We start from the raw sequence: 25782 nt of genomic DNA on the forward strand, positions 1-25782 counted from the left end.
CTTAAAGTAAGGAGAGTTTAGAATGACCGGATTAGACAAAATCATAAGTCAAATCCTTGAAGATGCAGGCAAAGAAGCGCAGGAAATTTCCGAGAAAGCAAAAAGCGAGGTTCAGTATATTCTGGAAGACGCCAAAGAGGGCTGTAAAAAAATTGCGGAGGAGAACGACGTAAAGATGGCCGGAGAGGCCACAAGCTATATGGAGCGAATCAAATCTTCCGCAGAACTGAAAAAACGCCAGTCCGTGCTGCTCGCAAAACAGCAGGTTATCACGGAGATGCTGAATCAGGCATATGAAACGCTGCTTGGAAAAGAGGGCGAAGAATATTTTACTCTGATTGAGAAAATGCTTAATAAATTTGTCCTGCCCAAAGAGGGTGAGATTTATTTTTCAAAGAAAGACCTGGACAGAATGCCACAGGGATTTGAAGCTGTAATTGAAAAGGCGGCTTCTTCTAAGGGCGGAAGCCTGGTTCTTGTAAAGGAACCGAAAAACATAGACGGAGGTTTTATTCTTGTCTATGGAGGTGTTGAGGAGAACTGTTCATTCAAAGCGCTGCTTGCGGCGAGGAGAGATGAACTTTCTGATAAGGTACATGCATTGTTATTTTCATAAAGTGTAACCGCGTAACTGTTCGGACGGCAGGATACCGCGAAGCGGTAATGCATAAAGGTACCGAACGGTTATTACCGAGAAGGAGGATCATATGTCTGATACAAAATATGCCTATGCGGTTGCACGAATCCGTGCGATGGAACTGTCGCTTTTTTCCGCTGCCACACTGGATCAGCTGATGGCCCTGAAAACGTATGAGAGCTGCCTGCAGTTTCTTTTAGAGAAGGGCTGGGGAGACCAGGATACGGCCCAGGACGCGGAAGCGATCCTGGCAAAGGAGAGGGAAAAAACGTGGAATGTGGTCAGAGAGCTTCTGAAGAAGGAGGACGCGGGCATTTTAAACGTGCTGTCCTACGAGAATCTCTTCCACAATCTCAAGGCGGCAATCAAGGAAACGGTCACTTCGGATCACCATGGGAACATCTATTTTGACAACTGTGCCGTGAACGGCAGGGAGATGGCCCGCATCGTGGCGGAACGTGACTGGCAGGCGCTTCCGGCCAATATGAGGCCGGCGGCGGAGGAAGCCTATGAGACATTCCTGCACACGAGGGACGGACAGCTCTGCGATATTATCGTAGACAGGGCGGCTCTGGAAGCAATCTATGCGGAGGGGGAGAAATCTAAGGACCCGGTCATCAGGGCCTATGCCGAATCCACCGTAGCGGTTGCCGACATCAAGATCGCCGTCCGCTCACAGAAAACCGCAAAATCACTTGAATTTATAAAACGGGCAATGGCTCCCTGTGCGGGCTTAAGCGTCACCCGCCTCAGTTCGGCGGCGCTCTCCGGCATGGATGCCATCTGCGAATATCTGGAAGGTACTGCATATGCAGGCGGCGCCGAGGCGCTGCGTGAATCGCCGTCGGCTTTCGAGCGCTGGTGTGATAACCAGCTCATGGAGGCGATCAAACCGCAGAAGTATAATTCATTTTCAGCAGGACCTCTGGTAGCCTACGTGCTGGCCAGGGAGAATGAGATAAAGACAGTCAGGATTATTCTGACGGCCAGGCTGAATGAGCTTCCTGAGGAGCAGATCCGGGAAAGGATAAGGGAAATGTATGTATAAAGCAGCAGTGATGGGCGACTACGACAGTATTTACGGCTTTGCGGCGCTCGGACTGGATACATTTTCTGTATCCGGCCAGGAGGATGCTGAAAAAATGCTTCAGAAGCTTGCCGGCAATGAATATGCAGTCATCTATATTACGGAAGCCGTGGCGGCCGGAATTGGCCGCGCCATAGCAAAATATAAAGAAAGCCTGCTTCCTTCCATCATCCTGATACCGGGAATTTCCGGTAATACGGGAAAAGGCGTGGAAGGCGTTAAGAAATCGGTGGAGCAGGCGGTCGGTTCCGATATCCTTTTCGGAGGAAACCAGTAGCGGGACCGGGGAAACTGTCCGGCGGGAACGCCGCGGCGGCCATATTGTTAAGAAAGGTGGGTGTGACCTTCCAATGAGCAAAGGTACGATTAAAAAAGTGGCAGGCCCTCTGGTTATTGCACAGGGGATGAGAGATGCCAATATGTTTGACGTGGTCCGCGTAAGCAGCCAGCGTCTGATCGGTGAGATTATTGAGATGCACGGAGACGAGGCCTCCGTTCAGGTATATGAGGAGACATCCGGACTGGGGCCGGGAGAGCCGGTAGAGTCGATAGAAGTTCCGCTTTCCGTAGAGCTGGGGCCGGGACTCATCGCCAGTATTTACGACGGTATCCAGAGACCTCTGGATGAGATCATGAAAGTGACGGGGAGCAACAACCTGAAAAGGGGTGTTGAAGTTCCTTCCCTGAACCGCGAGAAGAAATGGGAGTTTGTTCCCACGGCCAAGGCCGGTGATGAGGTTGAGACCGGTGATATCATCGGTACCGTGCAGGAGAGTATTGTAGTAGTTCAGAAGATTATGGTGCCTTACGGAATCAAGGGCACGATAAAAGAGATTAAGGGCGGTGAATTCACCGTGGAAGAGGTTGTGGCTGTCGTTACCACGGATGAGGGTGACAAAGAGCTTACCATGATGCAGAAATGGCCGGTCCGCAAGGGACGTCCTTATCTGAGAAAACTTCCGCCGGAGACTCCGCTTGTGACAGGACAGCGTGTAGTAGACTCTTTCTTCCCAATCGCCAAGGGCGGCGTTGCAGCCGTTCCCGGACCGTTCGGAAGCGGAAAGACCGTTATCCAGCATCAGCTTGCTAAATGGGCCGAGGCGGATATCGTGGTTTATATCGGCTGCGGCGAGCGTGGAAATGAGATGACCGACGTTCTGAATGAGTTCCCGGAACTGAAAGATCCGAAGACCGGCCACTCCCTGATGGAGCGTACCGTTCTGATTGCCAACACTTCCGATATGCCGGTTGCAGCCCGTGAGGCGTCCATCTATACCGGTATTACAATTGCAGAGTATTTCCGTGACATGGGCTTTTCCGTGGCGCTGATGGCCGACTCCACATCCAGATGGGCTGAGGCCCTCCGTGAGATGTCGGGACGTCTGGAGGAGATGCCGGGCGAGGAAGGCTACCCTGCTTATCTGGGAAGCCGTCTGGCCCAGTTCTACGAGCGTGCCGGTCATGTGGTATGTCTCGGCAAGGATGGAAGAGAAGGCGCCCTGTCCGCGATCGGAGCCGTATCCCCGCCAGGCGGTGATATTTCCGAGCCGGTATCCCAGGCGACACTGCGTATTGTAAAGGTATTCTGGGGACTGGATTCTTCCCTGGCTGCAAAACGCCATTTCCCGGCCATCAACTGGCTGACAAGCTATTCACTTTACGTGGACAGCATGGGTAAATGGTTTGATGAGCACGTAGACAGCGAGTGGATGGAAAACCGCCAGAAGATGATGAGCCTGTTACAGGAGGAATCAGAGCTGGACGAGATCGTTAAGATGGTTGGTATGGATGCACTTTCCCCTTCCGACCGGCTTAAGATGGAGGCGGCCCGTTCCATCCGTGAGGACTTCCTGCACCAGAACTCATTCCATGAGATTGACACCTATACTTCCCTGCGCAAGCAGTTCCTGATGATGAAGCTGGTTATGGCGTTCTACGAGGAATCACAGAAAGCGTTAAACGATGGAGCTTCGGCAAACGGACTCATCAAGATGGCCGTCAGGGAGCAGATCGGACGATTTAAATATACGACAGAAGACAATATAGAGACGGAATACAAGAAAGTTTTAGATGAACTGGCAAAAGAAATTGCCGACGTATTAGGAAAGGAGGACTTCTAAATGCCAAAAGAGTATAGAACCATACAGGAAGTAGCCGGTCCTCTGATGCTGGTGCGCGGCGTTGAGAATGTTACTTATGATGAACTGGGAGAGATCGAGCTGGCAAGCGGCGAGACAAGGCGCTGCAAGGTGCTGGAGATCAACGGAAGCGACGCTCTTGTACAGTTATTTGAGAACTCAACCGGTATTAACCTTTCCAACAGCAAGGTGCGGTTCCTCGGAAGAACGATGGAGCTGGGCGTATCGGAAGATATGCTGGGCCGTGTATTCGACGGTCTGGGCCGGCCGATCGACGGAGGCCCCGATATCCTGCCGGAGGAGAGAAGAGACATTAACGGACTGCCGATGAACCCGGCGGCCAGAAGCTACCCGGAAGAGTTTATCCAGACCGGTATCTCGGCCATTGACGGACTGAATACCCTGGTCCGCGGCCAGAAACTGCCGATTTTCTCGGCATCCGGCCTTCCCCATGCCAATCTGGCGGCTCAGATCGCAAGACAGGCAAGAGTGCGCGGAACCGATGAGCAGTTCGCCGTAGTGTTCGCCGCTATGGGTATCACATTCGAGGAGTCCAACTTCTTTATTGAGAGCTTTAAAGAGACAGGCGCGATTGACAGGACCGTACTTTTCGTCAACCTGGCAAACGACCCGGCCGTAGAGCGTATCGCAACACCGCGAATGGCCCTGACCGCGGCCGAGTACCTGGCATTTGAAAAAGATATGCACGTACTTGTAATCCTGACCGATATCACAAACTACGCAGACGCCCTGCGTGAGGTTTCCGCAGCCCGTAAAGAGGTTCCGGGACGCCGTGGCTATCCGGGTTACATGTACACCGACCTTGCTTCCCTCTATGAGAGAGCAGGACGCCAGAAGGGCAAATCGGGTTCCATTACGATGATTCCGATCCTGAGCATGCCTGAGGATGATAAGACTCACCCGATCCCCGACCTTACCGGATATATTACCGAGGGCCAGATTATTCTGAGCCGTGAACTTTACAGAAAAGGCATTACACCTCCAATCGACGTACTGCCGTCCCTGTCACGATTAAAAGATAAAGGTATCGGCGAGGGTAAGACGAGAGCCGACCACTCCAACACGATGAACCAGTTGTTTGCCGCTTATGCCCGAGGCAAAGAGGCAAAAGAGCTGATGGTAATCCTGGGCGAGGCCGCACTTTCCGATATCGATCTGATTTACGCCAAATTTGCGGACGCCTTTGAGAAAGAGTACGTTTCCCAGGGCTACACGGCAAACCGCGATATTGAAGAGACACTGAAGATTGGCTGGAAACTCCTTTCCATTCTTCCGAGGGCGGAGCTGAAACGTATCGATGACAAATTCCTGGATCTCTACTATGGGAAAGACTAAAGACTGAAGACCAAAGAGTAGGGACGAAAAATAGAATAGTTAGTTACTGTCCGCAGAGAATATTCCGCGAGGCGTTTTTTGTGAGTGAAGCGAAGCGCAAGTCACAGACAGCGGGCCCCTTTGGGTCAAACCCGAGGACAGCAGCGCGAAACGGCATTTTTGCCGTTTCTGTGCATCGCAAAGCGTCCTTCTGTTACTGTACGCGGAGCGAACAGTAACAGAAAGGAGGTGATTGCCGTGGCATCTACACAGGTGAACCCAACCAGGATGGAGCTTACAAGGCTCAAGAAAAAACTGGTGACGGCCACGAGAGGCCATAAGCTTCTGAAGGATAAACGAGACGAGCTGATGCGGCAGTTTCTGGATCTGGCAAGGGAGAACATGGCCCTGCGCCTTAAGGTGGAAGAGGGGATCAGAAGCGCCAACAAGAATTTCGTCATTGCAAAGGCGGGAATGTCTGAGCAGGCGCTGAACGCCGCCCTGATTGCGCCCAAGCAGGAGGTATACCTGGAGACCGGAAAGAAGAACGTCATGAGTGTCGATATCCCGGTGTTTGAATATAAGACGAGAACGGCAGATGAGAATGATATTTATTCTTATGGATTTGCCTTTACTTCGAGTGACCTGGACGGCGCCGTCAAATCCCTGGCGGATATCCTGCCGGATATGCTGAAGCTGTCCGAGACGGAGAAGGCCTGCCAGCTCATGGCAGCCGAGATTGAGAAAACCAGAAGGCGCGTAAACGCCCTGGAGCATGTCATCATCCCGGAGACGAAGAAGAACATCAAGTATATTACAATGAAGCTGGATGAGAACGAGCGAAGTACCCAGATCCGTCTGATGAAGGTGAAGGATATGATGCTTGAAGAGGCTCATCATTACAAGGAAAAGCAGGTAGCTGCAGAATAATAAGTAAATAAGAAATTGAGACCGGCCGACGTCTGTAGTATAGAGGATACAGATGGCGGCCGTGTCTGCCTTTTTACAAAAACATAAGACTGTATTTTGTTTTTATGAGGTATTACATATGAGCATTCGCAATTCCATGTGTCGGTTGTTTTTCGCACTCGTTGTTCCTCCTTTTTTACTTTTTATGGTCCTGGTTGCCTATCTGTTTTCCAATAAAATGGAAAAAGTAATTACCGACAGCCTTCAGGTTGTGGCCAATGCCCAGGCAGCGGAGATGACGGACTTTTGCGAACAGCAGAGAGATTATCTGACCGTCATGGGAAACATGAATATGTCGAGGGCGGCCATGCGCGGCCAGCTTAATGATGAAATGCAGGGATATCTGGATAATATGCTGGAGGCCCGCGTCCAGACAATGGGATATCTGGACGCAATTGCGATCATTGACAAAGACCGCCGCGTGGCTGCATGCGGTGTACAGCATGATGTATTTGCCAATGAAGGGATTGATCCCCTGATAGAAATGATGGGAGATAAACCGTTTTACATTTCTGATACGATGCCGGATGAAGAAGGAAATAAGACTCTGGTGGCGATAGCAAAAATTGAAGACGGGGAAGAAGTATTAGGCTATGTTCTGGCGGAACTATGCACCGATTTCTATGAAACCATCAGGGAACGGGCAGAGCTGTGGAACGAATCCACCTTTTACCTGCTGGATGGGAAGGGAAAGATTATCAGTGCGGGCACTTCCGATGAAAACCGGGATTCCTTTGTCACGACGGAGGCGGAACGGAAAAACTACACCGCGAAATACGGCTCAATTGATTTTGCGCTGCATCCTCAGGGCAGTTTCCGTTATAAGGTCGGCGGAACGGATTATATTACTTATTATTCCAACCTGGAATATACGAACTGGCGTGTTATGCTGTCGGTCAATTTAAGCGCCTACCAGAGCCAGAAAACGGTTTACTATATGATGATCTGCTTTATTCTGCTGCTCTGGTTTATGCTGGCGGCGGGAATCGGCTGGTTTGCATCACACCGGATTGTCCATCCGATAAAAAATATTTCCGACACATTGAATTCCATCCGGGAAAGACAGGATTATTCCCCGCGCGTCGAGGTTGGAAAGAAGGATGAGCTGGGAGCGCTGGCAGCGGAGGTCAACGGTCTGCTGGAATTTATAGAGACGGAAAATCTCTACAAGATGCAGCAGCAGCGCCTTCTTCAGGAGCGCGCCGGGCGGGATGCCCTGACAAAAGTCTTTAACCGGGAACGGATCAGCCAGTCTATCCGGGATGCGGTTGAGCGCCACAGAAACGCGCATACAGGACTGGCGGTATTGTTTGTGGATATCGACGACTTTAAGGACTTTAACAATAATTACGGACACAATGTCGGAGATCAGGCTCTGATGTTCTTCGCATCTGTCCTTGAGAGAGAGACAAACGGAACGGTGGGAAGGGTTGGAGGCGATGAGTTCGTAATCCTGATAGAAAGCCCCGGGGATATGGCGGAGATGGAAGAGCGGCTGGTGCAGGTAGAGAAAACGGCGGCGGAACGGTTTGTGCTGCGCGGCAGCGGAGTGCATCTGCCGGTTTATTGCTGTATCGGCGCCGTAACCGTTGATTTTTCAGTATACGATGCCGTGGAACTGACATGTGAGAAACTGATGGATATGGCGGATCATGCAATGTATCAGATGAAAAATGGCGGAAAGCATGGCCATGTAATATTGGAATATTCGGAAAAAGCAGGGAGCCGGGAGGTCTGAAAGACTTAAGGCTCCCTTTTTATTGAGTGGCAATGAAAAGTTCGCGAGGCGTTCTTTTCGTTGGTGAGCGGCGGCAGACCGCTCGGTTAAAAACACTGCAATTTTCTATCGAATTGTCCGCGGTAAAAAGACATGCGGCTAAGCCGGGAAGAAAGGTGATATTGTATTTTTCCCCCGTAATATGGTATGATAGACCTGCTAAATCTGAAACGTTCATGCACATACGGGGGGAGCTATGAAAATTCGGGTCAGGTATTTCAACAAAAAGAAGTTTTTTTCGGGCTGCGTTTTACTGCTGCTTGGAATCTGTATGCCATATTTTCTGACAATCAATATGTGGAATATTCCGGAAAAAGCCTATGACGCCATCGTCACACGGGACAAGCTGGAATTGTGGACGGCGGGAATGAAGCTGGGGGCGCTGAATTCCATCCGCGCATTTCCCCATTATTTCGGGGCGTTTATTATTGCTGAATCCATCGAGCTGGACAGCGACCACAAGATCACAAAGTGGCTGAAATCGGCCATTGTCTTCTGCATCATCCCATTAATTTATACGATTATCAGCGTGGTCCACCAAATTAAGTATGATTTTGGAATACCGGCGCTGTCTCTTATCATTCTGCTGATTCTGCTGGGGAAAAATGATTATAATTACGTCAGTCTGTGGAAAAAAGCCATGCTGATTCTGGTGTTTCTGTCGGCGCTCCAGTTTCTGGATATCATGCCCTGCCTGAAGGGACTTCCCACGGGCCGGGGGGAGATGTCGAGGGACATCAAGATCATTGCCGAGTTTCTGGAGATGGAACCCGAGATGAACGGGACCGTGGCGATATTCTTCGCCCTTTTGATGTTTATGGGGGTGCTTCTCTTTCTGCTGATCCGGGATGAGAATAACCTGAAGGCGATGAATGAGCTGAAGGCCCAGAACGAGAGGATGGTCATGGATACCAGGCTCCGTGTCCTGGAGAACCGGACCTATCTGGAAATGCGCCATCTGGTCCACGATCTCAAGTCTCCGCTGACATCGGCCCAGGCGCTGGTGGGCGTGGTGCGGATGTCCTGCGATTCCAGGCAGATGTCAAAGGAATCGGGATATTTAAGCCAGGTGGAATCGGCCATTGAGAAGATGAGCGGGATGATTTCCGAGATTCTTTATGAGAATCACAGGACCAGGATTTCGACGGAAGAAATACTGGATTCCGTTTTAGCCCAGATTTCCGTTTCGGAGTATTCGTCCCTGGTCCATGTCTCGAACCGGGTTCCGGAAAAATACCTGCTTGTCAATAAAATACGGTTTTCAAGAGCGCTTATCAACCTGATTGAAAACTCGTTCTATGCCCTTGCGGAGGATGGCGGGAGCATTGATTTTATTGTGGATAAGGCCGGTTCAGACGGAGAAGGGGAGATCTGTTTTAATATAACCGACAACGGAAAAGGAATCGATGAGGACACGCTGTCACTCATCTGGGAACGGGGATTTACCACCAGAAGCTCCCACGGCCTGGGCCTGAGCTTTGTAAAGAAAGTGGTGACGGATTCGGGCGGGACGATAGCGATAGACAGCGAGATCGGAAAAGGGACAAGCATTGTACTGAGATTGCCCGAGGATAAAGAGGAGGAGTATGATGAGCAGCAGTGTAATTAAAATTCTGTTGATTGATGATGAGCCTGAGATTCTCTGCGCGCTGAAAGCGGTGCTTGAGACACAGGGGTGGGAGGGGCTGATGGCCCAGAACGTCAGGCAGGCGCTGGAATTGTATGAGAAGAGCGCGCCGGATCTTATTCTGATTGACTACCACATGCCGCATATCAATGGGGTGGAGGGAGTGAAAATGTTCCGGAAAATCGATCCGGACATTCCCATCATTGTATTTACGATAGACGAGGACCAGGGCATTGCCGATAAGTTTCTGGAGGCGGGCGCCAGTGATTTTGCCACAAAGCCGATCAAGGCGCCGGATATTATTTCCAGAATCCGTGTCCATATCAGGCTGATGGAGAGCAAAAAGGCAAAGAAGAATGAGTACGAACCGTTTATCGTCAAGGGTATCGGAACCTCTACGATGGAGCTGATCAAGGACGCGATGAGGGGGCAGACGCAGTATCTTACCGTGGAGGAAATTTCAGAGAAAACGGGGCTTGCCTATCAGACGACGTACCGCTATCTCCAGCACCTTACCTCGGAAGAAAAAGTGGATGTAAAGAGCAGTTACGGCAAGAAAGGAAGACCGAAACAGAGCTATTTACTGCTGTAAATTGTATGAAATTATTAGAAAAGAGCTGTTTTGAAATGATTTTATAGTTAAAATCACGAAAAAACAGCTCCTTTTTTGTCTATTTCAACGAGAGATAAATAAGAGAAAAAATAGAAGTTTGGGATGGCCTATGATACTATGATTTTAACAAAAAAATAACGCAGGAGGGAAATATGAGAAAGAAATCAGTTGCAGTTTTAATGTGCCTGGCGCTGGCTATGGCAGTGAGTGGATGTGGGGAAAAGACTTCCCAGGGAGGCGGCCAGCCGGCGGCTGCGCAGACACAGGACGCAGGCGGAGAGGCTCAAACAGCCGCGGAGGTTGAAGGACTCAAGGAGGCGATCGCCGAAGGGCCGGTTCTTCTGACTTCTGTAGGACAGAGCGCCGATTATGAGATGGTTAAGACGATGCTGGATAAAAACAACATCAAGTGTGAGAAAAACAGCCTTGCCACCTCGGCGGATCTGGAAGGGATTAAAACGCTGATGCTGGCCGTGGGAGGTTCCTCCAAAGGACTTGGAGCCGCCGGAATCGATGCAAACGGTGAACTGGAGCGCGTGGCAGAACTGATCGGCGCGGCGGATGAGCAGGGAATCGTCATCATCGCGGTGCATGTGGGCGGAGAGGCCAGGCGCGGTGATTTATCCGATAAATTCATTGCACCGAGTTTTGAAAAAGCAGACTATGCCATCGTAGTGGCGGACGGAGATAAGGACGGCCTCATGAAGGGACTTGCGGCACAGGCGGGAATTCCTTTCGACGAGGTGAGCAGCATGGCCGACGTGGTTCCGAAACTGGGCGCCGCATTTAAATCTTAAGTTTCAGGGGGTTACATATGAGTATTGAGCTGATAATATTTTTAGCCATGGTGATTGTGTTCGTGGCAGGCTGCTTCCTTTTGAAGCTGCCCGTAAGTCTTTCCATGGTGCTGGCGGCTGTTGTCGGAGCCCTTGTGGGAGGATACGGTTTTCCGCTCCGTCATCTGATTGAGGGAACCTTCTCCTACGTGGATACGATTCTGGTTATTACGACCGCCATGATTTTCATGAAAGTGATTCAGGAGTCGGGAGCGCTGGATGCGCTGTCTTCCCTGATTATTGAGAAGTTCCATAAGGCACCGGCCCTGCTGGTCTGCCTGATTATGCTGGTCATTATGTTTCCGGGTATGATTACCGGTTCTTCCACCGCAGCGGTTCTTTCTGCCGGTTCCATTATGGCCCCGGTGCTGATGCTTATCGGAATTCCGCAGCTTGAAACGGCCTGTATCCTGGCCATGGGCGGAATCCTGGGAATGATAGCTCCGCCGGTCAACATTCCGGCCATGATTATTGGAGGCGGAATTGATATTCCTTATGTCGGTTTTGAACTTCCCCTTGCGCTTCTGACATTTCCGCTTGCATTCGTTTTTGCCCTGATGTTCGGATTAAAATATGTGAAAAAGCTGGAATACGAAGTAATCAGGGAAAAACTAAACCATGAGCCGGGCGAGAAATTCGGATTTAAAATTTACATCCCGATTTTTGTGGCGATGATTCTGATGGTCCTTAACAAGACGGTTCCATCACTCCCCAACCTGGGAATGCCGCTGATTTTCATGATTGCCTCGGTGACGGGACTGTTCACCGGCTACAAAATCAATGTGCAGAAGGTGTGTAAGGACGCGGTCCAGAGTGTGCTTCCTGTTCTGGGAATCCTGATGGGCGTCGGAATGTTTATTCAGATTATGACACTGACGGGCGTGCGCGGCTTTATTGTAACAACCTGCCTCAGCCTTCCGAACGGTTTCTTATATCTGGCGATGGCGGTTACCATTCCGCTGTTCGGCGCAGTATCTTCCTACGGAGCGGCCTCCGTGCTGGGAGTACCGTTCCTGCTGGCCTTCCTGAGCAAGAACCAGATTATCACGGCGGCAGCCATTTCACTGATTGCTTCACTGGGAGACATGATGCCTCCGACGGCGCTGGCAGGAATCTTTGCAGCCCAGGTAGTCGGTCTCGACAAGTATACAAAAGTGCTTAAAAAGTGTATGATTCCGTCTCTGATGATTATTGTCTGGGCCATTGCATTTATTCTTCTTGCTAATGTTCTGGCGCCGTATATCGTGATTAAATAGAGGGAGGGATCGGGTATGATTACATTGATTTACAGAGGAATTGTGGCACTTGTCCTGATATTTACCGTCTGGAACCTGTTTGACGAAAAAAAGATTACACTGCAGGCCAACGCGGCTCTCGTTGTAATTCCGCTGATACTGAGATTATTAATGATTAAATAAGGAGGCAGACATGAAGAAAAACCATATTACAGCGGCTGTCTGCCTGGCGGCGGCGCTTCTGGTGGCAGCGGTGACGGGACAGAATTTTGCGTCACTGAAGAATCTCGGGGAGATTAAACCGGGACCGGGTGTGACGGGCACAAAGATGCTATCCGAGTATTTTGACGGCATCAAAGGCACGAACATGGACACGGAAGTCTATGTGATGGAGGGAGAAAAACCGGGTGGCAAGGCGCTGATTCTCGGAGGAACCCATGGTAATGAACCGGCCGGATATATGGCGGCCATTACATTTATTGAAACGGCGAAGGTGGAAGAGGGAACGGTCTACGTGATTCCCTTTACCAACCGAAGCGGAATGACCCACAACGATCCGCAGGAGGCGTCCCCACAGTATATGCACATTACAACGCCCAGCGGAGAGCGGAAATTCCGCTATGGCTCCAGGGCTTCCAATCCGGTTGACCAGTGGCCGGATCCGGATGTTTATGTGCATGCGGCCTCCGGGCAGCAGCTCTCCGGCTCGGAGACAAGAAACATCAACCGGGCATACCCGGGAAAGCCGGACGGCAATTCTACGGAAAAGGCGGCCTATGCGATAGCGGAGATGATCCGGGCGGAAGGCGTGGACGAAACCTTTGACCTTCACGAGGCATCCCCGGAGTACCCGGTTATCAACGCGACGGTTTCCCATGAAAAGGGAATGTCGCTGGCGGCCAGCGGAATGATGGAACTGACCTTTGCGGGCATCCAGATGTCCCTGGAACCGTCGCCGACCAACCTGCACGGCCTGACACACAGGGAGCTGGGCGATTATACGGACACCATCCCGCTGCTGATGGAGACTGCCAATGCATCACAGGGACGTCTGCGCGGGGCGACCAATGAGAAACTGGCCCTGACGGGCAAAGACAAGGCGTATGTCAAGAGCGCGAAGCTGGGGTTTCTGTATGTTCCCTACGATGAGAACGGGCACCCCATTGAGGAGAGAGTCGGAAGACATCTCCAGGGAGTCATCGAGTATACGAACGCATACAACCAGCTGTACCCGGACAACCAGATTGTTTTCTCGGAAGTTCCGACTTATACGGAACTGTTCGTGGATTCGGACGGCTCGGATCTGGGAGGAAACAGACTGGGAAGTTTCCTGAACTAGAGTGTGTGAAGATTGCTTTCAGTCAGACACACTCCGGAACGGTAACCTTTTAAAAGAGATTAGGAGGATATGAATATGAGAAAGAAAAGTTTGGCGCTCTTTTTAGCTGCTGTTCTGGCAACATCCGTTACGGGATGCCAGACAAAGACCGCGCCGCCGGCCACGGAGGCGGTACAGGAGTCCGCCGTCCAGACGGAAGCGCCTGAGGAAACACAGGAAGCTGCGGCGGAGGAAGATGGATGGAAACCTTACGACGAGAATGGACAGATTAAGCGCGACGACCGTGACGGAAACGGTAAAAACGGCGTAGTATCCACAGGTAAATATGAGGCGTCGAAGATAGGAGCCGACATTATTGAGGCCGGAGGAAACGCCGTAGACGCTGCGGTTGCCGTAGGATTTGCCCTGGGCGTATGCGAGCCGCAGTCATCCGGCATCGGCGGAGGCGGATTTATGTTAATCCATTCGGCGGAGACGGGCGAAAATGTATTTGTAGACTTCCGTGAACCGGCGCCGTCCAAGGCAGAGCCGGGAATGTGGCCGGTGGACAAAGACGGGGAACTGACGGATGACACAAAATGGCTGGGCGGTCCCGCAGTCGGCGTGCCGGGCGAAGTAAAAGGACTTTTATACGCCCTGGATACATATGGAACAATGACAAGGGAAGACGTTATGAATCCCGCCATCGAGATGGCTGAGAACGGCTATGAGGTATCGGCTGTCCTGAACCGGGATATGATGGAAGAGTTCGAAGTGCTCACCCGCTTCGAGGCCTGCGGTGATATTTACCTGAAAGAGGGATTTCCGTATTCGGTAGGCGATGTGATTAAAAACCCGGATCTTGCAAAAACACTCTCCCTGATCCGCGACAACGGCCCGGATGCATTCTACAAGGGAGCAATGGCGGAAGCCATGGTTAAGGCTGTCCAGGAATCGGGCGGGATCCTGACTCTGGAAGACCTGGCAAACTACGATATCAAGCTCAGGACTCCGGTCAGCGGCACTTACAGGGGATATGAGATTCTCTCCTCCCCGCCTCCATCATCGGGCGGTACGACAATTGTGGAGATTCTGAACATTCTTGAGAACTTTGATATCAAGGGGATGGGACACAATTCGACGGAGCATCTTCACACATTGACGGAAGCTATGAAAATGGCATACAAGGACAGAGGCTTCTTTGCGGCAGATACCGATTTTATCGATGTTCCGCTGACGGGAATGGCCTCCAAAGAATATGCAAAGGAACTGGCTTCCCAGATCGACCCTGAAAAGGCGCAGATTTTTGAGCATGGAGATGCATGGGCTTATGAGTCACCACAGACGACCCACTACTCCATCATGGATAAACAGGGAAACATTGTCGCTGTAACGAAAACGATCAACTACGTATTCGGTTCCGGCGTGGTTCCGGAGGGATACGGATTCATTATGAACGATGAGATGGACGACTTCGACGCCGAGGTCGGCACGGCCAATGAGGTACAGCCGGGCAAACGTCCGATGAGCTCCATGTCACCTACCATTATTCTTAAAGACGGAAAGCCGGTTATGACCATCGGCGCGCCGGGTTCCCAGAGAATTATTTCCGGTGTGGCTCAGGTTATCTCTAATGTCATAGACTTTGATATGGATATCCAGGATGCGATTTCCGCACCGAGAATCCACGCCGGTTCCGACTGGACCACAAGCGATGAGACAATCATGATCGAGACCAGGGTCGACAAAGACGTAATCGAAGGATTAAAAGCCCTGGGCCATCCGGTACTTGAAACCGGAGACTGGATGGATTATCCGTGCGTGCAGGCTGTGGAGATGCTTCCCGACGGAACGCTGCGCGGCGGTGCGGATCCGAGGCGTGACGGGAAGGCGGTTGGGTATTAACTGCAGTCAGGGCGACTAAAACAATATAACATTTCTTACGATTCTTTACACTTTCAAAGCCGGGAGAATGAGCCTGTATACACGGGGGTCAGCCATCCCGGCTTTTCTTTTTATTCTATCTTATAAATTTATCTGAGCAGGACCGTTACCGGTCCTTTTTCTTTTGCCGGAAATCCAAGGAATAACAGGAGTAAAGACAGCCGTGTGCCTGTTGAAAATAGGGTGGTTCAGTGGGTGAATCTAAAGAGAATATTATGCTTTTCAGAAATCAGAAGGGAACTTTGACAGGTAATAAACTGTCAGGGTGGTCGAAAAATAACTTTTTGATTACAGGGAAGACAGCGAATATAATGAATTTATCGATAAGAACAGGGATCCCACCGGAATAATTATAAATATACGTTTCTCAACAGAAAGGACTTTAAAGGGGTTAACAACATGAACAGCATGGTAAAAGTGAAAGGAACTCCATATGAACAGGGTTTGCAGCAAGGGGGGCAGCTTAGAGAAATCATTCTCCACAATATTAGAGAAGTAAGAAAAAAGATGATTTCTGATCACGTTGATATGATACGTTATGAAGCGTTTGTTAAGAGGAACGCAGCGTTTTTAGAACAGGCGCACAGTGATATCTTTGAAGAAATGAAAGGGATATCGGAAGGAGCTGGGAGCCCTTTTGAGGAGATTCTGATGCTGAATATTCCCGCTTATTTTATGACGGGATATTTTAACCAGGAATGCAGCATGATTATGGCCAGGGGGAAAGCGACGGCGGATGGATGCACCTATGTGATTAAGAACAGGGATATGAGCACTTATATCGAGCAGGCTGTGGTGGAACGGGAATATCCGGACGGGCTGAAGATCGTGGAAATTAACGGTGCAGGTACGGTCACCTATCCCGCCAGCGGGATGAACAGCCACGGAGTAGGAGTTGCGACGACCGGCTTCTGGTCGGCTAAAGCGCCTGCTGATATGGAGATGGTGGAGGATTCCCACATATTTTTAAATGTCCACCTCCTGCTTGCCGAGTGTAAGACGGCCCGGGAGGCGCTGGATTATGTGAAGGCGTCGCCCCGAATGAACGGACTCAACATTATGATTGTCGATCAGAATGAGGCATGGCTGGCGGAGATGACGAAGGACGAAGTTTCGGTAGAAAAGGACAGCGGAAGCGGCATTCTTTTCCGTTCCAACCATTACCTGTCGAATCAGTTCAAACACCTGAACCCGGAAGAAGCGGAGTACCCCTCTACGTATTTCCGATATAGAAGAATGGAAGAAATGCTGAGGGAACAGTACGGAAAAATCAGGTTTCAGGACTTATTCCGCATTATGTCGGATCATGAAAACGGGGTAAACGCGCTCTGCCGCCATCCGAAAGAGGGGGCACCCTCCAGGACGATCTCGACAAGCCTCTTTGTGCTTGAGGACGGCGAGGCATGGACTACCCTGGGAAATCCATGTGACAGCCTGAAATATGCATTACTGAAATAGGAGGGGACAATGGACTGCAAAAATTATATAAATGGACGTATAAAAAACTAAAAAATATCATGTCGGAAAAGGGAATGGACGCGGTAATTTTGACGAAGCCGGAAAACGTGTTTTATTTCAGTAATTTTAATCCGGTTTTAAACAGCCATCCAGCGATTATGATTATCTCTCTGGACGATGACCCGTGTCTGCTGGTGCATGCCATCCGTTACGTCCATGCCTGTGAAGAAGGTAAGATTGATAATATCCAAACCTACGGTAAGTGGGGAGATAATGTACCGCTGGCTGCCCATCCCGTCGATGCAGCCGGGATGCTCCTGGGGAAAAATAAGAAAAATCTCGGACTGGAGCTCGATTACAGCAGTTCCGGATTCTGCCGGGAGATTGAGGATAAGCTGAGCCCCGGCAGGATAACCGACGTATCACCGGTAATCAATATGATGAAAATTATAAAAGATCCATATGAGATAAGCCGTATCAGACGTTCCGCAGCCCTTGTTGATAAAGGTGTGGAGGTCACGATCGATTACTTAAAACAGGGCTGTTCTGAGGCGGAGGCCTGTACTCAGGGACAGTATTCCATGAGAAAGATGTGGCATGAGAAATTTCCTGATTCTGAGGTATGCGGTTTTGGTACTTCGGAGGGAGGAATGATTGACAGTCTTCATGTATGGTGTCTTTCCAATGGGCATATCGCATACGGCTGTGACTGCCCACGGCATTACCATCCACGGACGGGAGATTTGACCCTTCCCATGGCCTGGGCCAAGACGGACGGCTATCATGCCGAGAATGAGAGAACCGTCATCATTGGAGAACTGGACTCATTTAAACAGCATGCTTATGACGCCATGCTTAAGGCGCGCGCGAGTATCTTCCGGATATTAAAACCGGGGGCGGCATTTGAAGAGCTGTATGTTGCCGCGGCTAAGGTTTACTCTGAGAGAGGATTTGATTCAATCCTGCCGGGACGTGTGGGGCATGGGGTCGGCTGCTCCGCCCATGAGTTTCCGTCCCTGGAACGAGGAAACCTGTTGCGGCTTGAACCCGGCATGGTGATGACGGTGGAACCTGGATTAATGGACAAATCGTGGGGAGGGGTACGTCACTCGGATACGGTTCTGATTACGGAGGATGGGTACGAACCGCTCACCCGGTTTGATATGAGCGCTATTATAGTTTAAAACCCATCCCGGGATTTTGTGGGTGACATGTATAATGGGACATTACGTCTGGACCGTGCCAAGTACTTCCCGTACGGTGCTGATAAATGCCTGAATGGTCTTTGAAAGATATTTTGTGTTTTTATAATTTAATACAATCGTATTTTTTGAATCGTAGTCCTCAATAGTGTAAAAGCAATGATGAGAAAAATCATATTGGGAATAGGTGATGAAGGTTTCGGGGAAAATCGAAACGCCCAGCCCTATGGAGCAGAATGACAGCAGAGTGCCTACATTTTTTGTCTCCAGAAAAATATTTGGAGAGATATTAAGGTATTGGAGATACCGGCTGGTAAATGTAGGAGTTCTGGTGGTCTGGGTCATGGCCAGGAACGGACACATTTCCAGACAGCTCATTACAAAGCTGAGATCCGGTTTCCTGGTTTGGAGGACGGGATGGTTGGGAAAGTAACGTTCGATGATACTGTCGGGAATCACCACGATGATATTTTCCTCATAGAGCGGAATCGAGGTGATCTGGCTGGAGGTTTCGGCCAGGTAACCGATGCTCACATCCAGTTTACCGGCCCGGATTCCGTTCTCGACCTCGTCCGTCGTGCCCTCAAAGAGTTTGACCGAGACTTGGGGATACTTTTCCTGAAAGGCGTGGAATGCGGTGGGCAGAAGAACCTGGGATCGGGCATGGGTACTTCCAACGGTCAAGGAACCGCCAATCATGCCGCCTATATCCAACAGCTCTTTTTGCAGATCATCCTGCATGGCGATAAATTCGGAGGCTCTTTTTCGCAGGTAGATACCGGCTGGAGTCAGGGTCAGGGGCTGTTTTCTGTCAAAGAGCGGAACGCCGAAACTTGTTTCCAGTTTATTGATATGGCCGCTTAGGGACTGCTGGGTTATATGGAGCTTCCGGGCAGCCTTGCGGAAATTCATTTCCTCACATAACACCAGGAAATACTGCAGGTTCAAAAAATTGATCATGATAAAAGCGCCTCCTTTGGTGTGATACGTTTGAAGTATAGCATTAATTCCGGCGGCGCTCAATATAAACGGCGCTCTTTTGCGCCATGTACTTACAGGAGAAGGTAGTATGAATCAACAGAAAGAAAATAATAGTATTTTTAACCGCTTTCTGGCGGGAATCGAATATATGGGGAATAAAATCCCGGATCCTATGATGCTCTTTGTATGGCTTTCCATCATTACGGTGGCAGCCTCGTTCGTGCTGTCGAAGATCGGTTTTTCGGGTATGAACCCGGCGACGGGAGAAGTCGTAACCGTCTATAACCTTCTGTCGGCCGAGGGCCTGGTCAGGATGATAACGACGGCAGTCGGCAATTTTACGGGCCTGTCGGCTCTTGGTATGGTTCTTGTATGCATGCTGGGCGTTGGAGTCTGCGACCGCTCAGGGCTTTTTTCGGTGGCTCTTCGGAATGTGGTGGAAAATTCCAGGGGTTCCAACATGAAAATCATCTGCATCTTTGTATTTATGTGTGTTATGGCGGATGCGGCGGGAGGCACCGGCTTTGTCGTAATGCCGCCGCTGGGGGCTATTATCTTCCTGGCAATGGGAAGAAATCCGCTTGCCGGCATGCTCTGCGCCTACGGTGCCGTATCGGGGGCGTTTGCATCAAATTTGCTGGTCACATCCATGGACGTTGTTAACTTGAGCTTTACGGAGACGGCGGCAAAACTGGTGGATCCGGACATCGCCCTTTCTCCTGCCATCAACTATTACTTTTCCGCATTTTCCGTTTTTACACTTACGGCCATGGCGGTTTTCATTACGGTGAAAGTAGTGGAACCGCGACTGGGACAGTATCATGGAACCGGAGCAGGGGAAGAAGTGAGCGCAGTAACCGATAACGAAAAAAAGGCTTTGAAAAGGGCGGTAATTGCCGTTACGGTATATCTGGCGGTCGTACTTGCCGGTGTAATTCCGGAAAGCGGCATCCTGAGAGATCCGGAAACGGGGTCGGCGATCGCTTCCGCTGCTCCACTTATGAAGGGGCTGCCCTTCCTGATTGCGCTTCTGTTTTTTATTCCCGGTGTTGCGTACGGAAAGGTGTCGGGAGCGTTTAAAGGAAGCAAGGATGTGGCAAAGGCCCTGGGACAGGCTATGGCCGATATGGGACCTTACATTGCTTTGATATTTGTTTCGGCACAGTTTCTCAAATATTTTGAATGGTCCAATATGGGAATTATCCTGGCAATTAAGGGAGCAGATTTTCTGGAAGCTTCCGGCCTGCCGATTCCGGTGGTGCTGGTCCTGTTTATCATCATGTGCGCGTTTATTAATCTGCTGATAGGAGGAGCTTCTACAAAGTGGGCAATCCTCTCACCTATTTTCGTACCAATGTTTATGTTCTTGGGATATCACCCGGCTCTGGCCCAGATGGCCTACCGAATTGGAGATTCCATTACCAATCCGATCTGCCCGACCTTCGCGTACTTTGGAATGCTTTTGGCCCTGTCCCAGAAATACGATAAGAATGCGGGATTCGGCACTCTGATGGCCAATATGCTGCCTTATACCATAGCATTTTTCTGCTTTATGACAATCCAGCTTCTTGTCTGGTTCTTCCTGGGAATCCCGTTCGGTCCCGGAGCGCCGCTTAGACTTTCGTAGCAGGAAACGGTTTTAGGAATAAGGAGATAAAAAGGAAATCTTTCATAGCTGTGTGCAGCAGGAAAGATTTCCTTTTCTGATAGTCTGCGGCATTTCGGCCGAAAATAACAGTTTATTATTCCATCGAATAATAACCGAGAATCCGTTCCACAACGGCGATCTGGTTCCGGATGCGCGTTTCCAATGGTTCTTCCTGCGACACCTCCACGGTGACGGCAGGGATACCGAGTGTTTCGGTGACGGTGCGGTTCAGGCTGCCTGCGGGAGTGCCGTTGTAGCAGGAAAAGGGGGCGGAGGTTTTGATCGTTCCGTCCTGGGATTCCACAATCAGGTCGAAGACCAGTTGATCGATAGTTCCGGAATCGGTGATAATAAGGGAGTTGCCGAGAAAGTCGCGTCCGGACCCCTCGCGGTAAGCCTCATGCAGGTCGATGACGAGATCGGGGGAGTATTCCCTGATTTTCAGGAAGATGGAGGCGGCCAGCCCGTCAGTCAAATCGCGGTTCTTATCACCCGGAAAGGAACGGTTCAAATCCCGGTACTGTTCCACGTTCCGTTCCCCATTCCGGCTCCCCGGAGCATTGGCAGGGGAGAGGATGATAAGCGTTCCGCTTTTAAGTTTCCGGCGCTTTTTCAGTTGATCTGCGGCCATCCAGCCGGAAGTTTCATCCCCGTGAATGCCACCGACCACCAGGACGGTTTTACCGGGGGAACCGCTTTCCAGGATGGTAAATCCCGTTTCAAGAGGAGTATGCTCCATGATGAGTTCCGTCTTCGGTCCCGGCCTTAACACCATAAAAAGGCAGACGGCGCACAAAACGAATAAAAGCAGCAGAACAGGCCGGCAACGGCCTTTTTTCTTTTGTCCGGACATAGGTGACTCCACCTCTCTGTACTTTTTCTTACTTAAAAGTATACAACAGCAGGGAATAAAAAGATAGAATGGAAAATATTGGAACAACAAATACGCCTGCCTTTACGTACGATATAATATTTCTGTTATATACTGGATAAAGATTAAGTCTTTGTTGCAATATCTGTATTTTGCTATACTGAATCTATTCAAATCACGGCCGCGGTTTAACAGGTATTGGAGAGGTAAGGCAATGGATAAAAGCAATTTTTTTACGGCGTCGGACGGCGCTGTCCTCTATTATGAAGACAGGGGGGACGGTGTTCCGTTTCTCCTGATGCCGGGCTTTTTAGCGACGACAAAATTCTTTGAAAGAAACGTTGAAGTACTGGCGGAGAAATACAGAGTGATTGTCTTCGATCCCAGAGGCCAGGGACGTTCCGCCAAGGTATGCAGCGGAAATACGATGGAGCGCAATGCCCTGGATATCAGGGATCTGATCGAACACCTCCGCCTTGAGGACGTAATACTGGGGGGATGGTCCATGGGTTCGTCGGTGGTGGTTTCCTACGCGTCTATGATGCAGGAGGCGCACCTGAAGGGAATAATCCTGATAGACGGCTCTCTGTTCCCGATGTCGCCCGACGGGTGGAACAAACACCGCTCACGGGACTACAACGTGGATAACTGGCTGGAAAATTACATGCCGCTGATTTTTGACAGGGAGGCGTTCTACGGCCGTTTTATCGCCAGGATATCAAACGGGGCGATGACGGAAGAGGACAGGGAGTGGGTGACGGCGGAATTCATGAAGACGCCTCCGTGGTCGGCCCTGGAATTCCACTATGATTTCTGCCAGACCGACAATTACGGTAACCTGAAAAAACTGACGGTTCCCGTGGCAATATTCGGCGGTTCGTCGGAAGCGTACGGACTGGAAATGGTGGATGCGTTTGCCGCGGAGTTAAGAGGTTATGTGGAACTGAACAAATTTTATAACAGCGGTCATATGATGTTCTACTATGAGGCTGATAAATTTAATCAGTGTGTCAGCCGTTTTATCGACCGGGTCACGGAGGGAGGCGGCCTGGCGGGGAATTCCAGGTGTGTATCCTGATTCGGACGGGAGAAGCGGAGAACGGTGATTGTGAAGGTATTGACTTGTTATTATTTAACATGTAAACATAAAAAGCGTACATAAGAAATGGAGTGGAGAAAACTATGAAGAAAATGTTAGCAATTGGTATGTCACTTATCATGGCGGCTTCCCTGGCAGGGTGCTCATCGAAAGGAACTGCGGCGGATACGCAGCAGGCGGCCAAAGAAAGCGCCGGAGGACAGGAAACGGGCGGGGCTAAAACGGCGGGAAAGACTAGAACGATCCAGCTGGGCCACATTGATCCGGCCCAGGATGTGGATCCTTACCACACGCTGGCAATGAATTTTAAAACAGAGATAGAGGAACTGTCCGGCGGGGCAATCACGGTTGACGTAATTACGGATGCACAGCTTGGCAGTGAGCTTTCCATGATGGAAGGCATGAACATGGGAACTATCGACATGGCGGTTATTACAAATTTCAGCTTCAGTTCATCAGTACCCGATTTTGCCGTTTTTGATCTGCCTTACCTGTTTCTGAGCCGTGAGCAGGCCCATGCGGTTCTGGACGACGTAGCCATAACCGATGCAATGGAGGAGGAACTTTACAATGATTTCGGCGTTAAAATTTTAAGCTGGGGCGAGGGCGGTTTCAGAAGCACCATCAATAAAAAACGTCCCATTTATACGCCGGACGATTTAAAGGGAATCAAAATCCGCGTGCCGGAGAATTCAACCTACGTAGATACATTCAAGGCTCTGGGCGCCAACCCCACAACAATGGCGTCCAGCGAATGTTTTACCGCTCTTCAGCAGGGTACTATAGACGGTCTGGAGCAGCCGGTTACGCCGATGTATACCTATAAATCATATGAGCTTTGTGATTACATCTCCTTTACGGAACACTTCTACTCCCCCATCACGCTCAGCGTATCGAAATTTATCTGGGACGACTTAAGCGATGAGGAAAAGGGATGGTTTGAGGAGGCTGCAAAGAAGGCGGCGGGAGAGGAGCGCGCATCTGCAAAGGATACGGACGACAAGCTGTTAAAGGAGATGGAGGACGCCGGAGTCCAGGTGAACGAAGTGACGGATAAACAGCAGTTCAGGGATGCGGTAAAACCGATTCACGAGGCGTTCGCGGCGGATGTAAACGGTGAACTGCTGAGTCAAATTAATGCAAAAATAGCGGAAATCCAGTAATCGGCCGGGCGAGGAGAAGGCTTATGAGAAATGCGATGGATAAAGTGTGCGGTCTGGTCAACAGGATTTACGGAGGAGCGGCCCTGCTCCTCCTGGCCGTCCTGACCGGAGCCATGGCCGTACAGGTTTTTACTAGATATGTGCTGGGAGCCTCCCTGTCGGGTACGGAGGAGCTGGGGCGGTACTGCTTCATCTGGATGACGATGCTGGGAGCCAGCATCTGTGTCTCGACAGACTCCCATGCGGCCGTGACAATCCTGAATGATCACTTAAAGGGGAAAATGAAGGGCGGACATAAAATAACGGTGGATCTCCTGATTCTGGCCTGTGCGGTGCTTCTGTTTGCGCAGGGAATCAAGATGGCGTCCATGACAACGAGGCAGCTTACGCCAACCCTGCATATTCCGATGTCCGTTATCTACTGTTCCCTTCCAGTCGGGGCATTCGGCATCATACTGAACGGGATCAACAACCTGCTTAAGAGAATGGCCGGACCCGGGCGGACGGAAGAGATTACCACCGCAGAAGATAAGGTACAAAGCGGAGAAAGGGGGGAGCGGTAGATGGAAGTTGCACTGTTATTAGGGGTTATGATGATACTTCTGGCATATGGCGTTCCCATTGCTTTTTCTATTGGGATTTCCAGCAGTATCTTTCTGATGGTGACACAGATGAAACCGCTGATCCTGATTGCCCAGAGAACGGTTCTGGGAACGGACAGCTTTCCGCTTCTGGCGATCCCTCTTTTTACGCTGGGTGGATATCTGATGGAGTCCAGCGGGCTTTCCAAACGTCTCGTCGGCTGCATTGAAAAACTGCTGGGCGGCGCGCCGGGGAGCGTGGGAACCGTCACAATTGTCTGCTGTACGATTTTTGCGGCTCTTACCGGTTCCGGTCCGGCTACCGTAGCGGCCATCGGGGCTATCATGCTCCCGGCCATGCTGAAGAACGGTTACAGCAAATCGGAGACGGGGGGCATCCTGGCGGCGGCCGGTTCTCTGGGTCCGGTGATACCGCCGAGTATCTGCATGATTGTATACGGCAGTACGATGAATGTATCCATACCGGAAATGTTCGTGGCTGCGATTGTGCCGGGACTTTTGCTGGCCGCTTCCTTTGTTGCGGTCAATCTGGTGACCAACCGGAATAAAAAAGCTGCCGCCACCGTCAGTTACAGCAGAAAAGAGGTAATGGAGTCCTTTATACAGGCGGTGCCGGTTCTGCTTCTCCCGGTCATCATCCTGGGCGGTATTTATACCGGGATCTTTACACCGACCGAAGCGGCGGTAACATGCGTAATCTACAGTCTTGTACTGGGAATCGCCTACAGGGAGATGAAGCTGTCGGATCTGATCAGCGCAATGAAGAAGACGGTTGTGACCTCGGGTATGGTAATGTTTATCATGGCCATGTCGGCCAATTTCGGCTGGATTCTGTCCGCCGCCAAAATACCGACCACCGTGGCTAATGCGCTGGTGCCGTATCTGGGCAGCCGGTTTGTCTTTACGGTGCTGCTCTTAATTCTGCTTTTTGTGGCGGGCTGTTTTATGGAGGTTCTGGCCCTTGTTGTCATTCTGGCGCCAATCCTGATTCCGATAGGAGTCCAGCTTGGAATGGATCCGCTGCATCTGGGAGTCACCTTCTGCATTGCGCTTGTCATGGGACTGATTACACCGCCCTTCGGCATGAATCTGTTTACCGCGGCGGCAGTCTGCGATACTACATTTGTGGAAATTGTTAAGGGGGCTCTGCCCTATATCTGTGTGGCGCTTATCATGATCACCCTGTTTGCGTTCGTGCCCCAGATCACCTTATTCCTTCCCGGATTGATGGCGGGGTGACGG

23 protein-coding genes are annotated in these 25782 nt (G+C 50.6%); 21 read left to right on the forward strand and 2 right to left on the reverse strand.

What is annotated here, in order from left to right; all coding sequences use genetic code 11:
• Positions 1-22 precede the first annotated feature (22 nt).
• The 16 genes from QZT18_RS07490 (at position 23) to QZT18_RS07565 (ending at position 18158) form a co-directional block, all read left to right on the forward strand.
• Positions 23-616: a V-type ATP synthase subunit E gene (locus tag QZT18_RS07490; RefSeq protein ID WP_294146179.1), complete on the forward strand. Its 594-nt coding sequence runs from the start codon at positions 23-25 to the stop codon at positions 614-616.
• Between the two features lie 91 nt (positions 617-707).
• Entirely contained in the window at positions 708-1685 is a 978-nt protein-coding gene (locus tag QZT18_RS07495; protein WP_294146181.1) for a V-type ATPase subunit, read from the forward strand.
• Positions 1678-2001 (forward strand): V-type ATP synthase subunit F, encoded by a 324-nt coding sequence (locus QZT18_RS07500; RefSeq protein WP_294146182.1) that lies wholly within the window; start codon positions 1678-1680, stop codon positions 1999-2001. The genes QZT18_RS07495 and QZT18_RS07500 overlap by 8 nt, the downstream gene beginning before the upstream one ends.
• Before the next feature lie 73 nt (positions 2002-2074).
• Positions 2075-3844 carry a V-type ATP synthase subunit A gene (locus QZT18_RS07505; protein WP_294146184.1) on the forward strand — a complete coding sequence of 590 codons (1770 nt, stop codon included), beginning with the start codon at positions 2075-2077 and terminating at the stop codon, positions 3842-3844.
• Positions 3845-5218 (forward strand): V-type ATP synthase subunit B, encoded by a 1374-nt coding sequence (locus QZT18_RS07510; RefSeq protein ID WP_227033816.1) that lies wholly within the window; start codon positions 3845-3847, stop codon positions 5216-5218.
• Positions 5219-5455: 237 nt separating this feature from the next.
• A complete protein-coding gene (locus QZT18_RS07515) occupies positions 5456-6127 on the forward strand; it encodes a V-type ATP synthase subunit D (RefSeq protein WP_294146190.1) in 672 nt (223 codons plus the stop codon).
• Positions 6128-6245: 118 nt separating this feature from the next.
• Entirely contained in the window at positions 6246-7904 is a 1659-nt protein-coding gene (locus QZT18_RS07520) for a GGDEF domain-containing protein (RefSeq protein WP_294146192.1), read from the forward strand.
• 235 nt (positions 7905-8139) lie between these two features.
• Positions 8140-9552, forward strand: a complete 1413-nt coding sequence (locus tag QZT18_RS07525) for a HAMP domain-containing sensor histidine kinase (RefSeq protein WP_294146194.1) — start codon at positions 8140-8142, stop codon at positions 9550-9552.
• Complete coding sequence (locus QZT18_RS07530) at positions 9530-10162, forward strand: response regulator (RefSeq protein WP_294146195.1); 633 nt, start codon at positions 9530-9532, stop codon at positions 10160-10162. The genes QZT18_RS07525 and QZT18_RS07530 overlap by 23 nt, the downstream gene beginning before the upstream one ends.
• A gap of 173 nt (positions 10163-10335) precedes the next feature.
• Positions 10336-10980: a DUF6305 family protein gene (locus QZT18_RS07535; protein ID WP_294146196.1), complete on the forward strand. Its 645-nt coding sequence runs from the start codon at positions 10336-10338 to the stop codon at positions 10978-10980.
• 17 nt (positions 10981-10997) lie between these two features.
• On the forward strand, positions 10998-12275 hold the full coding sequence (locus tag QZT18_RS07540) for a TRAP transporter large permease subunit (RefSeq protein ID WP_294146198.1): 1278 nt from the start codon (positions 10998-11000) through the stop codon (positions 12273-12275).
• Positions 12276-12290: 15 nt separating this feature from the next.
• Entirely contained in the window at positions 12291-12437 is a 147-nt protein-coding gene (locus QZT18_RS07545; protein WP_164516807.1) for a hypothetical protein, read from the forward strand.
• 10 nt (positions 12438-12447) lie between these two features.
• The gene (locus QZT18_RS07550; protein ID WP_294146201.1) at positions 12448-13593 is read left to right on the forward strand and encodes a succinylglutamate desuccinylase/aspartoacylase family protein; all 1146 of its coding nucleotides are present in this window, start codon (positions 12448-12450) and stop codon (positions 13591-13593) included.
• Between the two features lie 75 nt (positions 13594-13668).
• Entirely contained in the window at positions 13669-15477 is a 1809-nt protein-coding gene (gene ggt, locus QZT18_RS07555) for a gamma-glutamyltransferase (protein ID WP_294146203.1), read from the forward strand.
• Positions 15478-15924: 447 nt separating this feature from the next.
• Positions 15925-16974, forward strand: coding sequence for a C45 family peptidase (locus QZT18_RS07560; RefSeq protein WP_294146280.1), 1050 nt, complete (start codon positions 15925-15927; stop codon positions 16972-16974).
• Positions 16975-17063: 89 nt separating this feature from the next.
• Positions 17064-18158 (forward strand): Xaa-Pro peptidase family protein, encoded by a 1095-nt coding sequence (locus QZT18_RS07565; protein ID WP_294146205.1) that lies wholly within the window; start codon positions 17064-17066, stop codon positions 18156-18158.
• 42 nt (positions 18159-18200) lie between these two features.
• On the opposite strand, the gene QZT18_RS07570 is transcribed toward QZT18_RS07565, so the two are convergent.
• Positions 18201-19136 (reverse strand): LysR family transcriptional regulator, encoded by a 936-nt coding sequence (locus QZT18_RS07570; protein ID WP_294146207.1) that lies wholly within the window; start codon positions 19134-19136, stop codon positions 18201-18203.
• 109 nt (positions 19137-19245) lie between these two features.
• Between QZT18_RS07570 and QZT18_RS07575 the strand changes: the two genes are divergently transcribed.
• Positions 19246-20784, forward strand: coding sequence for an AbgT family transporter (locus QZT18_RS07575; protein WP_294146209.1), 1539 nt, complete (start codon positions 19246-19248; stop codon positions 20782-20784).
• 115 nt (positions 20785-20899) lie between these two features.
• Here QZT18_RS07575 and QZT18_RS07580 read toward each other — a convergent pair whose 3' ends face one another.
• Positions 20900-21658, reverse strand: coding sequence for a succinylglutamate desuccinylase/aspartoacylase family protein (locus QZT18_RS07580; RefSeq protein WP_294146211.1), 759 nt, complete (start codon positions 21656-21658; stop codon positions 20900-20902).
• Between the two features lie 232 nt (positions 21659-21890).
• On the opposite strand from QZT18_RS07580, the gene QZT18_RS07585 reads away from it, so the two are divergent.
• The 4 genes from QZT18_RS07585 (at position 21891) to QZT18_RS07600 (ending at position 25779) form a co-directional block, all read left to right on the forward strand.
• Positions 21891-22754: an alpha/beta fold hydrolase gene (locus tag QZT18_RS07585; RefSeq protein ID WP_294146213.1), complete on the forward strand. Its 864-nt coding sequence runs from the start codon at positions 21891-21893 to the stop codon at positions 22752-22754.
• Between the two features lie 104 nt (positions 22755-22858).
• The gene (locus tag QZT18_RS07590) at positions 22859-23938 is read left to right on the forward strand and encodes a TRAP transporter substrate-binding protein (RefSeq protein WP_294146214.1); all 1080 of its coding nucleotides are present in this window, start codon (positions 22859-22861) and stop codon (positions 23936-23938) included.
• Between the two features lie 23 nt (positions 23939-23961).
• Positions 23962-24501 (forward strand): TRAP transporter small permease, encoded by a 540-nt coding sequence (locus QZT18_RS07595; RefSeq protein WP_294146216.1) that lies wholly within the window; start codon positions 23962-23964, stop codon positions 24499-24501.
• Entirely contained in the window at positions 24502-25779 is a 1278-nt protein-coding gene (locus QZT18_RS07600) for a TRAP transporter large permease (protein WP_294146218.1), read from the forward strand.
• Positions 25780-25782: the final 3 nt, after the last annotated feature.

Origin of the sequence: uncultured Clostridium sp., from assembly GCF_900547735.1 — a bacterium.
GTDB lineage: Bacteria > Bacillota > Clostridia > Lachnospirales > Lachnospiraceae > Otoolea.